Here is a 15,432-nt window from a genome sequence, read left to right as displayed (position 1 = left end):
CACGAAGTAGTACTTCAGCTCGGGTTCAGCCCCGTCGCTCGTGGGGGTGGCGTGGCTCACTTGGGCGCGCCCGCCGGGGCCTTCGTCGTGTCGACCGCACCGACGATGGTCGGCTTCACGACCGCACCCGGTCCGGTCTTCTGCAGGCCGTCGACAACCACGCGGTCACCGATGGTGAGGCCGCTGGTGATCACCCACCGATCACCCGTCCACGGCCCGACCACGACCTCGCGCACCTGCACCGTGTCACCGGGACCGACGATGTAGACCACCCGACGACCCATCTGCTGCTGCACCGCGCGCTGCGGCACGGTGAGCGCGCTGTCCTGCGTGAAGCCGTCGAGCCGCACGCGGACGAACTGCCCCGGAAGGAGCGCGCGATCGTCGTTGGTGAACTTGGCGCGGTATTCCTGCGTCCCCGTGCTCTGCTCGAGCACCGGGTCGATGTAGTCGAGCACGCCGGTCCGGCCGAGGACCGAACCATCAGGCAGCGTGACCGAGATCTTCAGCTTCGAGCCCGGCTTCAGCAATGCCGCGCCCTGCGCCGTCCCGCGCCACGCCATCACCTGCTGCGAGGACGGACGGAACGAGACGTAGACCGGCACCACCTGGTCGATCGTCGTGAGCAGGTCGCCGGCACCGGCCACCCGACCGCCCAGCTCGATCAACGCCTTGCCGACCCGGCCACCGATCTCGGCGCGCACCGTGGCGTCGTCGAGATTCTTGCGCGCCCGATCGTACTCGGCCTTGGCCTGGAGCAGCTCGGTCTCGGCGTTGTCGAGGTCCCGACGCGCGACGGCGCGCTCGGCGACCAACGGCGTCAACCGCGCCACCTGCTTCTCGGCGTTCTTGAATCGCGCATCAGCACCGCGCTCGGCCGCGAGATAGACCGTGCGGTCAATCTCGTAGAGGACCTGACCCGGACGGACTTCGGCGCCCTCGGTGAACGGGCGCGCCGTGATGATCCCCGACGCCGACGAGCGCACCTCGACGCGACGATACGGCTGCACCGTGCCGACGAACTCGTACGGCTCGGCGACGGTGCCGACCCCGACGACCTCGATGCCAACATCCTGCGGTGGCGGCGCTTGTTGCACCGGCGGCTTGCTGCACGCCCCAAGTGCGACCAAAACGCTCAACATTCCAATCTGCATGCGGCGCTGCCGCCCGGATTCCATCTGCTGCATCGGTGCCCCGACTTGCTGTGAGGGTTACGCTACTGAGGTAGGAGCTGCCGGTCCCACGAGCCGGTCCACCGCCGCGTGGATGGCGTTCGCCGCCCCCACGCGACACGCGGATTCATTGGTGCACTCCGCGACGAAGTGCAGGTCCATCATCGCCCCGAGGAGGAGCGATCCTAAGAGTTGCGCAGTCACGCGCACATCCGCGACATCGAACTCGCCCGCCATCACGCCCGCATTCAACACCGCCTCGACCCGACGGCGGTGGCGCTGCGACAACTGCCGGAAGAGTTGCTGGGCGGAAAGCCGGGAAGGTGTGCATCTCGCGGAGGACGGTCAGCGTCAGCCGCGCCATGTCGGGACGGTTCAGCCTCTCAAGCTTTTCGTCGACCAGTTGGTGCAGGAGCCCCCGGAAGCCGTCTGGTCCGACCAGGAGGAGCGGATCATCGTCGCTGATGACCATCGCCTCCTCGCTGACCATCGCCTCGAAGAGTGCCGCCTTGGAGCCGAAGTAGTGCGAGACCGTCGCCGCAGAGATCCCGGCCTTCCGGGCCACCTGGGCGAGGGTCGCCTTGGCGTAACCCTCCTCGCCGAAGACCAGCATCGCCGCCGCCAGAATCTCCTGGCGGCGGTCGGCGGGACGGCGCTGCCAACGAGGGGCAGCCAAAGGGAGGACCGGTGGCATAGGGGGGACAAGCTAATTGAGCGGATCATCAATTGTCAACAGGCAAGCAAAGCTATACCTGTAAACGATTTACAGATACTTGTTGTGCTTCCAGCTCAAAGAAATTATCACGATATGGGTCCTTCCCTCGACCCCACGCCACCGCGGAGGCCGCCGCATAGGCCACCGGAAAGAGCGGCCCCCAGCGTTCGGCCTGGGCCACATGGACGCGTTCATGGTCGCGCCACTGGTCGAGGGTCGGCTGGTCGACGGCCAGGATCACGTGGCCGAGGGTGATGGCGGCGGGGCGCATGCCGAAGCCGATCCGGGGGAGGAAACGCGGGAGCAGCCCCCCGCAGGCCTCGAGGGTGTGGTCGCGGCGGCGGAGAGGCGCTCGGCAGGCGGTGGCGATCAGCATGCCGACGAGGGAGAGCGGGGAGGGCCAGAGATAGCGGAGCATCACTCCCGGGCCACACCCTCCTCGTACCGTTGCAGGAACTGCTGCAGCGTCCGCTCCGCCAGCGGGTGATTGCGGCCATCGCCGAGGAGGGTCCAGCGCGTGGCGACACGCGCCGCGATCACCGCCACGCCGGCCCCGACAATGAGCGCGGGGATGATCGCCCGCGGCCCGGCGATTCGGCCGAGGACCGTGAACGCCAGCAGCGCCCCGAAGCCACCGATGACCGCCTGGCGGATCGCGGCGTCCGTGCGATTCGAGACGACGACATCGCCCTGCTCATTCCACGCCAGCCGATCTCCGCTCCCGGGGATCGCGGCGGTCCACCACTCGCCGTTCCGCGCGAATCGGCCGAGCATGCCGAACTCGCTGCGCTCCATGCGGCGCGCCCCGATCAACTCCGGCGCGGTCGTCGCATAGAGCGCGAGCCGTTGGCCGGGCGAGAGCACCGCTTCGGTGCCCCGCGCCGCGGCGACCCGAGCGTGGTGTTCCACCACCGCCCAGGGGTCAGGATGAGGTGCACGTTCCGGCAGATCGCTCACGGCCGCCGGGTCGGCGCCGCGTCGAGCACGGTGCCGCCGATCACGCAGGTGGTGATCTGCGGACCCGAGCAGGCGCGGGCGATCCCCTCGGCGAGCGCCTTCGAGCGCTCCAACTCCAACAACGCCGGGTTGCTCGCGTAGGCCTGCGCCTGCAAGCGGGTCGCCTCGGCCTGCGCCTGCGCGCGAATCACCGTGGCGCGCGCGGCGACCGAATCGATCGCGAAGCGCTTCAGGGTGGAGTCGAGCACCTGGGCCTGCGCAACGGCACCGATCCGCGCGTCCTCGATCGTCTTCGGGATCTTGATGTCGCGCACGTAGGCGCGCTTGATCATCGCCAGGGTGCCGAGCTTGCGCTGGATGTGGGCCCGCACGGAATCGGAGAGTTCGGAGCGGCGATTCGAGAAGATGTCGGCGACCGTCCAGCCCGCCAGTGCGGTCCGATAGCCTTCGCGGATGGCGTTGAGGATCTCGATCTCGGCGGCGGCCGGTGTCCGCTTCGCGATGAAGACGCCATTCACGGAGGCGGGGTCGTAGGCATACACCACGCCGACGTCGCCCGTCACGGTGACCGGGTCCGCGGTCTGTGCCTCGATCTCCTCGGTGCTCCCCTGAGACGGAAAGTTGACGTCGGTCAGCGGGAAGCAGGTGGCCTCGCTGAAGACGGTCATCGCCATCCCGGTGTTCATGTGGTCGGTGACCACCTTGCCGAAGCGGGTCTCGATGCAATAGTCCGTCTGGTCGACCTTGGTGCAACCGGTGAAGACGACCAGCAGTGCCACGAGCACCGCCAACACGCCACCGCCAATCATGCCGAATCGGGCCACCGACGAAACTCCGGAAGAGGGGATGCCCAAAATCTACCCTTGGGCCGATCTCCCCGTGAGTAAGGGCGACGCATGCGTCGCCCCGATCCTGCACCCATCACGACCCTGCGCGCCAGGAGCACGCATGTGTCGCCCTGATCCCGCACCCATCACGACCCTGCGCGCCAGGAGCACGCATGCGTCGCCCGGATCGTCAGGCGCGCCTGAACATCCTCCACCCCACGACCCCGACCACGGCAGCCACCACGACGGCCGGCACAAGGATCGCCAGCAGCGCGATGCCGACGGCTCCTCCGGTTTCGCCGGCGGCAACGACCGGGTTTCCGAGCCCACCGGTGAGTGCGGTCGACTTGGCCCGGAGCAGCACCGTGGAACCCTGCACCACGCCGGCCACGGCGCCGCCACCGAGCACGCCGATTCCCCAGCGCAGCGGGGGAGGGAGGTCGACCATCACCGCGACGGCGGCGAGGATCCCGGCGACGACGGCGGTCGGCGTCGCCAGCAGATCGAGCGCATGATCGAGCCACGGGACGAAGTAGGCGGCGATCTCGAGCACGGCGGCGGTACCGAGCGCGATCAACGCCGGCGTGGTGCCGAGCCAGGCAAAGTCGGAGGCGAGGGTGAGGTGACCGGTGTGGGCGGCGGCACCGGCGATCAACAGCGGGGCGAAGACGCGAAAGCCGCAGGCGGCGGCGAGCGCGAGGCCGAGGAGGATGGGGAGGAGGGACTGAGTCATTAGTCGTTAGTCGTTAGGGTGCAGCCTGATTCCCCGCCGTGAAGCGTGGTGGCGAATGCACAACGTTCTGCTCATTCACGACCGGCAGGTCCCTCGCTGCGCTCGGGATGACATCACTTCACGATACCCCACACCTCTAACGACTAATGACTAACGACTAACGACTCACTCTTCGATCACCACCGCCGTCCCCGACGCCGAGACCATCAGCATCCCACCGCCAGTGCCCATCTGGATGCTCTCGAAGTCGAGGTCGGCGCCGACCACGGCGTTGCCGCCGAGTTCTGCGGCGAACTCGCACATCTCGTGGATGGCGATCTCCTTCGCCTTGCGCAGTTCCTCTTCGTAGCCGGCGGCTCGGCCGCCGACGATGTCGCGGAAGCCGGCGAAGAAGTCCTTGAAGATGTTGGCGCCGAGGATCGCCTCACCCGAGACGAGCCCCAGCACGCGCACGGTCGAATGGCCAGCAACTGCATCAGTCGTGGTGACAAGCATCGTCGAAAAGCTCCGAAGGTTCAGGTCAGGCGGACTTGTTGAGCTTGTTGTACAACCAGAGGACGATCATCGCGCCGATCACCGAGCCGACGAAGCCGACACTGCGTCCCATCCCGAGCATGCCGGAGAGGAAGGAGCCGACCCACGAACCAGCGATACCGAGCAGGATGGTGACGATGATCCCGCCGCCCTGCTTGCCCGGGTAGAGCATCTTGGCGACGAGGCCTGCGAGGAAGCCGATGATGATGGTGTACAGCATGGGGGAAACTCCTTGCCGAACAAGCCGGCGGATTGAGGGGAACGCGGTTCCAGACGGAAATCGGGGTGGGGCGGTTTCAGCCTGAACCAGTCACCCCGGGGATGTTGCTCCGGCGAAACGCTATTCGACCGCGTCGGTGTCCAGTTGGCCGGTCATCCGGCGCGAGAGGTGCGACCAGCTCATCCCCATGGCGAGGATCATCGACAGCACGACCAGCACGACGTGGGCAACGGCCTGCCCCTGCATCGACAGGACCTTCCACGACGCCAGGAGCCACACCACCCCGCCGCCGATCGCCGCGACGAGGAGGGCGCCGGCGGCGCCGAGGGAGCGCCGCGTCGCCTGCAGGTAGAGGACCCAGCCGGCGACGAGCACCATCCCGACGAGGAACTTCAGTGGAGCCTGGTCACTGGCGGCGCCGGCCGCCGCGTCGCCGAAGATCGGCAGGAAAACCCAGTGGGTGAACGACGTTCCCGTCGGGTTCCACGTCGCATAGACCAGCACCAACGCCATCACGAAGCGAACACCAATGCCACCCCACGAAATCCCTTCGCTGCTGCTGGCCATCGCGGATTGCTCCTGTCGTGCGGGTTGTCGGACTTGCCCCTCTTACCGCGTGAAGCCCCAGACCTCGAGACGCACCAGGCCGGTTGCCGGGTCCTCGCGGCGGATCACCAGGCGATCCGTGCCCACGGCGAAGAGGCCGCCCTTCGGCAGCGTGACGCGGCCCTGGAGTGCGCCCGTCGGATCGAAGATGGCCCAGGTGGTGGTGCTGTCGAGGGGTGAACTCCCGATGTTCGCCCAGAGTGCGCCCGTCGGATCGACCTGCATCTGGCCCACCGCTGGAAAGTGCTTCGCGAACTTCGTCTCGTCCAGCTTCTTGATCTCGCCGTCGATGATCTCGGCCGGCGCCATCGAGCGCACGCGCCCGAGGGCTTCCGTCAGCACCCGCTTGAACTCGGCCTTGTCGGCGTCGGTGACCTCACGCGTCGGCAGGTCGAGGCGAATCACATCCAGCAGCGCGCCGCCGGTGCTGCGACGATGAATCTCGAACTTGTCCGACGGCGTGAACCAGATCGCCTCGGGGCCCACCGCGAGCTGCGGCACCTTGCCGAAGCCGATCTGGCGCGGGATCGCGGCTGTCTGGCCCCCGGCGCTGATCGTCGAGGAGTACATCTCGATCCCCTTCACCATGAAGAGGGTATCGTACCGCGCCCCACCCGGAATGAGGGCGACGATCGGCAGCGGCAGCTGATAGCTGTTCGGATCGCCGCCGGCCTCGGGCTTCGGACTGAGGCCATCGCCGCGATGGATGGTGGTGCCGTCGTTGAGCACACCAAGGATCGTCGGCGCGATCGGTAGCGAGCCGACGGTCGGGAAGTCGCGCTCGCCGCGCGACGAGCCGTCGAGTCCGAAGAGGATGCCCTTGCGCCGCATCATGTCGAACGCGAGCAGCGTGTCGCTCCCGAGCTGCAGCATCTGGGTGACCAGGCGGTATTCGCCCGGCCCTTCGCCGGCGCGCCCGATGATGCCGCTCTTCTTGCCGTTGGTGTCGATGACCATCATCTGCGGCGGCTGACCAGCCACCACCACGATGCGGCCGTCGGGCAGCAGCCGCCCGACCGACGCGGACGACGCGCCCATGATCCCGGCGGAGAGATCGATGGTGGTGTCACCCTCCTCGCCACCAACCGCCATCAGCGGCTTGGCCGAGAGCGCGAACTGCTTGGCGGCATCCCAGGACGACTTGGGATACTCCCGGATGCTGATGCCGGACGAATCGCGGACCTTCGCCTCGACGACGCCACCACCGGATCCGGAGGCGGCCTTGTCACCGCCGCACGCGGCGAGGAGGATGAGCGGGAGGAGCAGGGACCTGCGCATGACAACCTCGACTGCAGACGGGAAACGATCCGTTCAGAGACAGCTCGAAACGTAACTCAGGCGGCCACACCCCGATGGTGTCATCCTGAGCGAAGCGACGGCATAGCCGGCGCCGGCGCAGCCGGCGTGCGGTGGCCCCGATGCGCGGCGGGCCCGACCTGGGGCTCCGGTCTCGCTATGTTCCAAGCGTCTTCGCCGCGGCGCCCCCTATACCGCATGTCGGGGGCGCCGCAATCGGCACGTCCGGCGGAGGTGAGGGCTCGACGACACGGAACCCGCTCGTCCGGCCCCCCAGCGCCGGGCCCGCTTACATCGATCATCCATCATCGATCATCCATCATCTCGTCACGCTTCTCGCTTCTCGCTTCTCGCCCTACCGCCCCAACCCCGCCGGCCCCTTCCTCCGCCCCACCGCCACCGCCAGCACCGCCAACGCCAACAGATAGGGCAGCGCCAGGAAGAGTTGATACGGCACCGCACTCCCGCTCGCCTGGAAGGTGAACTGCAGCGCGGTCGCCGCGCCAAAGAGCAATGCGGCCAACGCCGCACCCAGCGGATGCCAGCGGCCGAGCACCACGATGGCGATCGCGATGAAGCCGCGCCCCGCCGTCATCTTCTCGGCGAAGGTGCCGACCTGGGCCAGCACAAGCGAGGCGCCCGCCAGCCCGGCGAAGGCACCACCGATCAACGTGCCGATGGTCCGCACCCGCCCCACCCGTACCCCCATCGCCTGCGCCGCACTCGGCGATTCCCCCGCCGCACGCAACTCCAGCCCGAAGCGCGTGCGGAAGAGCAGCCACGCAACTGCAGGCACCAACAGATAGACGGCGTAGCTGAGCAGCGACTGACTGAAGAACGCGGGACCGATCAATGGAATGTCGCTGAGGCCGGGGATCGGCATTGCCGCCATCGTCGGCACCGTGAGTCCGGCCCCTGCATTGCCGAAGGCGATCCGCGCGATCAACCCGGTGAGTCCCGTCATGCCGAGCGTCACCGCGGTGCCGGTGATGATCTGGTCGGCGCGCGCGCCAATCGCCACCGCGGCGACAATCGCCGACGTCGCGACACCGGCGAGCACACCCGCCGCGACGCCACCCGCCGCACCGAACGAGACCGCGCCCACCGCCGCGCCGAGTGCCCCCGCGAGCATCGCACCCTCGATGCCGAGGTTGAGCACGCCGCCGCGTTCGCTCACCGTCTCGCCGAGCGCGGCCAGCGCCAGCGGCGTGGCGACGCGCACCGTCGCCGCCGCGAAGCCACTGACCAGCGCGAGTTCGATCACTTCGGCTTCACCGGATGCTTCAGGCGCCGATCCTCGACGCGGCGGATCGAGTCGAGATCCGCACTGATCGCCGGCTGCGCGGCGCGCAGGTCGCGCTGCTCGCCGGGATCCTGCGCGAGGTTGAAGACGCGCATCGTGTCCCGCATCCAGACCGCCTTCCAGTCACCGCGAAGCACCGCGCTCTGGTTGCGGTCCGGCGAGTACCACACCTGATACGGCCGCAACGAGAAGCCGCCGCGTCCGGTGAGGATCGGTGCGAAGGAGCGGCCGTCGATGTCGCTCGGCGCCGACATCCCCGCGACCTGCGTCAGCGTGGCGTGCAGGTCGGTGAAGTCGACTCGGCCGGCGTAGTTGCCCCTCGGCTTCACGACGCCGGGCCAGGTAAAGATCCCGGGGACGCGCAGCCCGCCGTCGTAGAGGTCGCCCTTGAAGCCGCGGTACCCCATGGTGCCGTTGAACCAGCGACCGGGGATGTCGCTCTGGCCGTCGTTGGCGATCTTCAGGAACGTCGCACCGTTGTCGGAGAGGAAGACGATCAGCGTCTTCCGGGTGAGGCCGAGCGAGTCGAGCAGCGCGCGGATTGCCCCGACGTCCTGATCGAGCCGGCTCACCTGCGCCGCGTAGCTCTTCTTGGGGAGCGGCCACGGCTTGTCGGCATAGGCGCCGAGCGTCGGCGTTTCGTAGCCGCCATCGGGGGAGCTCCGCGCGATCTCGTTGTGGATGTGCGGGAGGTTGGTGGCCCAATACAAGAAGAAGCGGCGGCCGGCGTTGGCGCGCACGAACGCAAAGGCGCGGTCGCGCATCAGGTCCGGCGCGTAGGCGCGCTTCACCGTCGCCTGACCCGCTCCCATCTTGGTCGGCTTCGGCACCACGTTGCCGGTGCGCAGCGAATCGGTCCCGTCAATCAAGTACTCGGGATAGAAGTTGTGCGCGTGCACCTGGTCGCGATAGCCGAAGAAGACGTCGAAGCCCTGCGCCTGCGGCCACGACTCGGGGCGCGCATCCCACGAGAGCCCCCACTTCCCGAACAGCCCTGTCGCGTACCCGGCGCTCCGCAGCCGCTCGGCGAGCGTCACATCCTCGGGACGGAGATAGTCGTTGTCGTTGTCATCGAGACGGCAGGTGCCGTTGTGATGCCCCGTCATCAACGAACAGCGCGCCGGGCCGCAGACGCCGGCACTCGAGCGGAACTCGGTGAAGCGTATCCCCTCGCGCGCCAGCCGGTCGATGTTCGGCGTCGCGATCTCCTGCTGCCCCCACGCGCCGAGCTCGCCGATGCCGAGGTCGTCCGCGAGGATGACCACGATGTTGGGCGGCTCCACGCCGGCGCCGCTGCGGGAGCCAGTCCCCGCGCAGCCGGCGAGGAAGAGCATCGGGACGATTCGGAGTCTGGTGGCGAAGGTCATAGGTCGTAGGTCATAGGTCGTAAGTCGTTGGGATGCGGATCGATCATCGATCATCGATCATCGATCATCGATCATCGAGCACTGTCAGCGTATGCACCCGAAGCGTCACGAAGCCATCCTCGTCCTCGCTCTTGAGCATCACGCGGTTGGCACCGAACGCGACGACCGGATCCTTCCCGGTGCCGACGAGGCGGCCGAGGATGGTGCCGTCGCGACGGAGCGCCGTCCACCCCCATCGCGCGTCCGCTTGCCGGTAGCCACCATCCTTGATCCACGCGACGCCGTCGGCACCGATCAGTGCCTTGCCGATCACGGTAGCGAATCCCCGCCCGGGGGCATCTCGCACGCCGGAAGACGCTCGTCGTGGTATCTGTGCCGGGACCTTCCATCCGGGCGCTCGCGCGCCTCTCCGCGATCCGGGCAACTGCTCATCCGCCTCCGCTTTGATCCCTCCTCGTCGGTCCTCGGCGCGGAACCGCGACGATCTCGGGCCTGCAGCGCGCCGTCGGCCGCCATCCGCCGCAGCTACCAGCGTCGTCCACGGCGAGATCAGGAACTCCGCTCCCCACGCCACGGCGATGACCGGATACGCCATATTGGAGTAGGTGGCATTCCCCGATTGCCGCGACGATGGTCCGGCCCGGCCACCGAATCAACCAAGGATCACCAGCCTGTCGGAGCCATTGGTTCCAGGCGAGCCGATCGCCACTGCACCTTGGGATTGGGATCCGCGCGGGCTCGGCCGAGATCCTGATTCCCTCGGTGCCACAGCATGGCATCGATCGCCAGACAATTGCCCGACGACCGTGAACCGCCGCAGCGATGTCGCTCGAAAGGCCCTGCTGCGCACGACCCCTCCTGCCGGGCACGACCACCGAGACTCGACCGTTCGCCCGATCATGGACGATGACGGTGTCGCCCAGCCCCTGGTGATTTCCCCGTCCATGAACTCTGCGGGCCCCGCACCGGATCGGCCGATCCGCTCCACTTCCTTCCCATCCGGGCCGAGGACGAACAGCGAGCCATCAAGAAAGAAGACCAGGCGGCCATCGTGCAGCAGCAACACGCGGAAGGCCCTCGCGTCAGCTCAACCTCGAACTCGCGTCCCTTTCACCGTCGTCACCGGCTTCTCGCTCATCACGAAACGCGGGGCCCGCTCGAATGCATCCGCCGCATGCTCGAAGATCGCCACGCCGGCCGAGTCACGCACGGCCGGGGCAAGCGGCGCCGTGTTGCCGGTAGCCAGGCCGCCCGCGGCATCGTCCGCGCGTCCGCGCAGGCGGCAAGGAGCAACGTCGGGATGAGTCGCAGTCTGCTGCGCCCAGGTCATAGGTCGTAGGTCATAGGTCGTAAGTCGTTGGGATGCGGATCGATCATCGATCATCGGATGCCATCGATCATCGATCATCGACCATCGATCCTCGCCGCCCCCCCACCACCATCGTCACGATCACCACCGCCTGCACCACCTGCACCGCCACCGCCGGGATCCCGGCGTCGCGCTGCATCGCCCCGGCGCCTGCTTCGAGGGCACCAAAGAGCACTCCGGCGATCACCACGCCGAGCGGCTGGAGCCGACCGAGCAGCGCCACCGCAATCGCGGTGAAGCCGTAGCCCGGAGAGAGATTGAGGTAGAGTGCATACGATACGCCGCTGACCTCGACCGCACCACCGAGCCCGGCCAGCGCACCACTCGCCAGCAGCGCCACCGCCAGCAGCCGGCCGCTCCGGATCCCGCCGCTCACCTCGGCGGCGCGTGGCCCCGCGCCAACGGCGCGCAACTCGAAGCCCCAGCGCGTCTTGCGCAGCAACACCATCAATCCGACCGCCACCAGCACCGCCAGCACCAACCCCAGGTGCAGCCGCGCCCCGGGGAGCAGCTTCGGCAGCTGCGCCGAGGCCGCGATCGCCGCGCTCTGCGGATAGACATGGGTCGGCTCCTGCATCGGACCGCTTACCGCCCAGCTCACCGCTGCCTCGGCCACGAAGTTCAGCAGTAGCGTCGAGATCACCTCGGTCACCCCGAAGCGCAGCTTGAGGAGGACCGGCACGGCCATCCAGGCGATGCCGCCAATCATCCCGGCCGCGAGCACGATCGGCAGCGCCACCACCATCGGCAGTCCACCGACATGCGTCCCCGCCCACGCCGCGGCCATCGCACCGAGGGCGAACTGCCCCTCCATCCCGATGTTGAGGGCACCGCCTCGGCTCCCGAGGGTGAACGCGAGCCCGAGCAGGATGAGCGGGGTGGCGCGGACGAGCGTCGCCGAGGTGATGGCGTACCACGAGCCGAAGGCGCCGCGCCAGAGCGCACCGAGCGCGAGCGGCACATCGAAGCCGGCGACCAGGAGGAAGAGCGCGAGCAATACGAGCCCGAGGGCGAACGCTCCGCCGGTGACCATCACATCACGAAGGCCCGCCCGCGAGGAGGTCGTCACTCGCTGCTCCCCACAGCGAGCATCGCATCGCCCACCACGTCGCGCGGGGTATCGATCGGCAGTTCGGTCAGCGTGCCGTTGGCCATCACGAAGAGTCGATCGGCGATCTCCACCACTTCGTCGAGGTCGGAGGAATGCACGATCACCGCCGCGCCGCTCGCCGCCGCAGCACGCAAGCGTTCGTGGATCGCTGCCGTCGCCTGCACGTCGAGGCCGCGCGTCGGATCTTCCACCACCAGCACCTTCGGCGATCGCTCGAGTACGCGCGCAAAGATCAGCTTCTGCTGGTTGCCGCCGCTGAGCGATGCGGCCGGGGTATCGGCATCGCCGCCACGCACGTCAAACGCCTCAAGCAGTTCGGCCGTCCGCACCCTGAGCGCCGGCCAGTCGAGCCACCAGGGCGCGGTGTGGTCGCCGAGCAGGATGTTCTCGGTCAGGGTGAGTGCGGGGATGATCCCCTCGGTGGTGCGATCCTCCGGCACGAACGCGACGGGCCCGCTCACGGTGAGTGACCCACTCCGCGGCGCGGCCTCGTCGAGCCCCGCCACTGCGCGGAGCAGGGCCCGCTGGCCGTTCCCCTCGATCGCCGCGACGCCGACCACCTCACCGGCTCGGATCACGAAGTCGAGTGGCACCTGCTCCACCACCAACCGCTCAGCGCGCACCACCACCTCACCCAGCACCGGCGCCCTGCGCTCGACGCGCGGCAGGTCGCCGCCGATCATCGCGCGCGACAGACTCGCCGGTGTCTCCCCCGCCACCTGGCCGGTGAAGGTCACCTTGCCCCGACGCAGTACCGTGACGCGATCGGCCGCCGCAAACACCTCGTCGAGTTTGTGGGTGATCAAGACCACTGCCCCGCCCTTCGCAGCGAAGTCGCGCACCAGCTGCAACAGTTCCGTCACCTCGCGCGGTGCCAACACGGCACTCGGCTCGTCGAGCAGCAACACGCGCGCATCGCCGGCCAGCGCCTTCACAATTTCCAGGCGCTGCCGCAACTGCACCGAGAGCGTCTCGACCACGGCCGTCGCATCGAGTGGCAACCCGAGCCGCGCAATCACCTCGGCGGCACGCCGTTCCGCCGCCCGCCCCGTCTCCCGCCACCCTGCCGCCAGCGCAATGTTCTCCGCGACGGTGAATGCGGGGATCGAGGAGAAGTGCTGAGCGACCACGCCGTACGGGCGCAGCATGCTGCGCCCGTGCTGCGGGCCCGGACTACGGAAAGACCGCGATCGGGTGCCATATCCTGGCGGAGGGCCCCGCTGCAATCCGGATCAGCGTGCTCTTCCCCGCCCCGTTCTCGCCGAGCAGCGCATGCACCTCACCGGCGGCAACGTCGAACGAGACGTCGTCGAGGGCGAGCAGCAAGCCAAACGATTTTGAGATGCCGGAGAGCCTCAGCAACGTTGGCCCCCGGCGGGATGATCGATCATCGATGATCGATCATCGATCATCGGTCAGAGCCCCGTCGGATGATCATGAAACGCCCACGCCACGCCGAACCGCTCGGCCACCAGCTGCCCGAGCGCCTTCACGCCGACCGTCTCGGTGGCATAGTGGCCCGCGTAGAGGACGTTGACGCCGTATTCGAGCGCGTCGAAGGTGGTGTGGTGCGCGCCTTCGCCGGTGATGTAGGTGTCGAGGCCGGCGGCGGCCGCCTGTTCGATCCGACCGCCCGCGCCGCCGGTAATGATCCCGACCCGCGTCGTCGTCTCCGGGCCGCCGGGGATCAGGTGGACCTGGTCGCCCAGCAGCTCCGTCAGCCTCGTCACCAACGTGTCGCGCGGTGAGATCAGGTGGCCCGACGCGCCGAACGGCATCCCCTTGTAGCTGTCGAATGGCACCGGATCGAGGATGCCGAGCATCTTGGCGAGCACCGCGTTGTTGCCGACCTCGGGGTGCACATCGAGCGGAATGTGCGCGCTGTAGACCGCGACGTCGTGATCGAGCAGCGCCTTGATCCGTCGGTAGCGCCGGCCGGTCACTGGTCGATTGCCATCCCAGAAGAGGCCGTGGTGCACCAGCAGCATCGTGCCACGCGGGCACTCGGCGACCACGCGATCGATGGTGCGCTGCGTCGCGTCGACGGCGGCCACGATCCCGGTGACCTCGCCTTCGTTCGCGACCTGCAATCCGTTCACCGCGCCTGACTCGTCAGGCACCTCGCGGATGCGGAGGTAGCCGTCGAGGAAGTCGACCATCTCGCTCAGCGCGGCAGTTCTCATGGCGTCTTCACTCCGGCAACGACGAGGGTTCCCGCGATGATCGAATCGCGCGCGGCCTGCACCCGCTCCGCGAGCCCGGCTGGCCAGATAGTCGTGAGCGCGGGGTTCGTCGCGAAGGAGATCACGCCGCTCTCCAGCCCGAACGACTCGACCCGCGGCGTGAACCGATTCTCCTTCACCTCGCGGGCGACGAGCAGCAGCGCACGCGGCAGGTCGAGCACCGCCGAACCGATGACACGCTCCGGTGCCAGCGCGCTCTGGTCGGCGTTCGCCCCATAGACATAGACGTTGGGCGATTCCTTCGCGGCGCCGAACAGTCCGATCGCGGCGGCATCGGCGTTGTGGTGCAGCTGGTCAACGCCGAGGCGGATCATCGCGAGCGCCGCCTCCTTGCCAGCAGCGGCATCGTCGAAGTTGCCGAGGTAGGTGAGCCGCGTCTCGACGTCGGGGCGCGTCGCCTGCGCGCCCTGCACCCAGCCATCGTAGCCGAGCTTGATGGGCGGCAGCTCCATCCCGCCGACGAAGCCGATCTTGCCTGTCTTCGTGAGTGCGCCGGCCACCATCCCGGCGAGGTAGGTCGCTTCGTGAATGCGGAAGATCAGCGGCACCACCTTCCCGGCGACCTGCTGCCCCGAGGTGATCACGAAGACGGTGTTGGGGAAGTCCTTCGCGACCCGCTCCGCGGGGGCCTGGAACTCGTAGCCGTGGCCATACACCATCGTGTAGCCGGCGGCGGCGTAGGAACGGAGCGCCTCTTCCTGATCGGCGGGGGTGCGCGCCTCGATGTGTGAAATGGCGGCGCCGAGTGAATCCTTGATCTGCCCGAGTCCCGCGAAGGCCCCGGCATTCCACGCCGCATCGGCGATGGAACCCGGCGTGATCAGCGCGACGCGAAACGCGCCGTCGTTGGCCGATGGCTTCGGCGCACACGCGCCAACGAGCAGGAGTGCGGACAGCAGAAGGAGACGGCGCATGCCAGGACCTGGGTGAGGGTCGGCTGTCGAAGTCGAATCAGGAACTGGGTACTACCCCGCGACCC

19 protein-coding genes are annotated in these 15,432 nt (G+C 68.2%); all 19 read right to left on the bottom strand.

Translation table 11 applies throughout. From position 1 onward, the window contains the following. Window positions 1–56: 56 nt before the first annotated feature. On the bottom strand, window positions 57–1,139 hold the full coding sequence (locus tag IPG05_13300; protein ID MBK6496054.1) for an efflux RND transporter periplasmic adaptor subunit: 1,083 nt from the start codon (window positions 1,137–1,139) through the stop codon (window positions 57–59). A gap of 160 nt (window positions 1,140–1,299) precedes the next feature. Further along, entirely contained in the window at window positions 1,300–1,848 is a 549-nt protein-coding gene (locus IPG05_13295; GenBank protein MBK6496053.1) for a TetR/AcrR family transcriptional regulator, read from the bottom strand. A 70-nt stretch (window positions 1,849–1,918) separates the two neighbouring features. Further along, window positions 1,919–2,305, bottom strand: a complete 387-nt coding sequence (locus IPG05_13290) for a hypothetical protein (GenBank protein ID MBK6496052.1) — start codon at window positions 2,303–2,305, stop codon at window positions 1,919–1,921. After that, entirely contained in the window at window positions 2,305–2,844 is a 540-nt protein-coding gene (locus IPG05_13285) for a hypothetical protein (GenBank protein MBK6496051.1), read from the bottom strand. Before IPG05_13285 ends, IPG05_13290 begins: the two co-directional genes overlap by 1 nt. Next, window positions 2,841–3,668 (bottom strand): hypothetical protein, encoded by an 828-nt coding sequence (locus IPG05_13280; protein MBK6496050.1) that lies wholly within the window; start codon window positions 3,666–3,668, stop codon window positions 2,841–2,843. Before IPG05_13280 ends, IPG05_13285 begins: the two co-directional genes overlap by 4 nt. A 193-nt stretch (window positions 3,669–3,861) precedes the next feature. Beyond that, entirely contained in the window at window positions 3,862–4,404 is a 543-nt protein-coding gene (locus tag IPG05_13275; protein ID MBK6496049.1) for a DUF4126 domain-containing protein, read from the bottom strand. 165 nt (window positions 4,405–4,569) lie between these two features. Beyond that, window positions 4,570–4,899, bottom strand: coding sequence for a heavy metal-binding domain-containing protein (locus IPG05_13270; protein MBK6496048.1), 330 nt, complete (start codon window positions 4,897–4,899; stop codon window positions 4,570–4,572). Window positions 4,900–4,924: 25 nt separating this feature from the next. Further along, a complete protein-coding gene (locus IPG05_13265; GenBank protein ID MBK6496047.1) occupies window positions 4,925–5,158 on the bottom strand; it encodes a GlsB/YeaQ/YmgE family stress response membrane protein in 234 nt (77 codons plus the stop codon). A 120-nt stretch (window positions 5,159–5,278) separates the two neighbouring features. Next, window positions 5,279–5,725, bottom strand: a complete 447-nt coding sequence (locus IPG05_13260; protein MBK6496046.1) for a hypothetical protein — start codon at window positions 5,723–5,725, stop codon at window positions 5,279–5,281. Between the two features lie 42 nt (window positions 5,726–5,767). Then, window positions 5,768–7,042, bottom strand: coding sequence for a hypothetical protein (locus IPG05_13255; protein ID MBK6496045.1), 1,275 nt, complete (start codon window positions 7,040–7,042; stop codon window positions 5,768–5,770). A 373-nt stretch (window positions 7,043–7,415) separates the two neighbouring features. Continuing rightward, the gene (locus IPG05_13250; GenBank protein ID MBK6496044.1) at window positions 7,416–8,324 is read right to left on the bottom strand and encodes an ABC transporter permease; all 909 of its coding nucleotides are present in this window, start codon (window positions 8,322–8,324) and stop codon (window positions 7,416–7,418) included. Beyond that, window positions 8,321–9,730, bottom strand: coding sequence for a sulfatase-like hydrolase/transferase (locus IPG05_13245; GenBank protein ID MBK6496043.1), 1,410 nt, complete (start codon window positions 9,728–9,730; stop codon window positions 8,321–8,323). Before IPG05_13245 ends, IPG05_13250 begins: the two co-directional genes overlap by 4 nt. A 64-nt stretch (window positions 9,731–9,794) precedes the next feature. Next, window positions 9,795–10,043 carry a hypothetical protein gene (locus IPG05_13240; protein ID MBK6496042.1) on the bottom strand — a complete coding sequence of 83 codons (249 nt, stop codon included), beginning with the start codon at window positions 10,041–10,043 and terminating at the stop codon, window positions 9,795–9,797. A gap of 774 nt (window positions 10,044–10,817) precedes the next feature. Then, window positions 10,818–11,060: a hypothetical protein gene (locus IPG05_13235; GenBank protein MBK6496041.1), complete on the bottom strand. Its 243-nt coding sequence runs from the start codon at window positions 11,058–11,060 to the stop codon at window positions 10,818–10,820. Window positions 11,061–11,127: 67 nt separating this feature from the next. Further along, window positions 11,128–12,168 (bottom strand): ABC transporter permease, encoded by a 1,041-nt coding sequence (locus IPG05_13230; protein MBK6496040.1) that lies wholly within the window; start codon window positions 12,166–12,168, stop codon window positions 11,128–11,130. Next, on the bottom strand, window positions 12,165–13,358 hold the full coding sequence (locus tag IPG05_13225) for an ATP-binding cassette domain-containing protein (GenBank protein ID MBK6496039.1): 1,194 nt from the start codon (window positions 13,356–13,358) through the stop codon (window positions 12,165–12,167). Before IPG05_13225 ends, IPG05_13230 begins: the two co-directional genes overlap by 4 nt. Window positions 13,359–13,383: 25 nt before the next feature. Then, window positions 13,384–13,608 (bottom strand): ATP-binding cassette domain-containing protein, encoded by a 225-nt coding sequence (locus IPG05_13220; GenBank protein MBK6496038.1) that lies wholly within the window; start codon window positions 13,606–13,608, stop codon window positions 13,384–13,386. Between the two features lie 17 nt (window positions 13,609–13,625). Next, the gene (locus IPG05_13215) at window positions 13,626–14,393 is read right to left on the bottom strand and encodes a Nif3-like dinuclear metal center hexameric protein (GenBank protein ID MBK6496037.1); all 768 of its coding nucleotides are present in this window, start codon (window positions 14,391–14,393) and stop codon (window positions 13,626–13,628) included. Then, window positions 14,390–15,367: a BMP family protein gene (locus IPG05_13210; protein ID MBK6496036.1), complete on the bottom strand. Its 978-nt coding sequence runs from the start codon at window positions 15,365–15,367 to the stop codon at window positions 14,390–14,392. Before IPG05_13210 ends, IPG05_13215 begins: the two co-directional genes overlap by 4 nt. Window positions 15,368–15,432: the final 65 nt, after the last annotated feature.

The sequence above is a fragment of the Gemmatimonadota bacterium genome, assembly GCA_016704275.1.
Classification (GTDB): Bacteria; Gemmatimonadota; Gemmatimonadetes; order Gemmatimonadales; family GWC2-71-9; genus Palsa-1233.
This window is presented reverse-complemented; position numbering and strand designations above follow the sequence as displayed.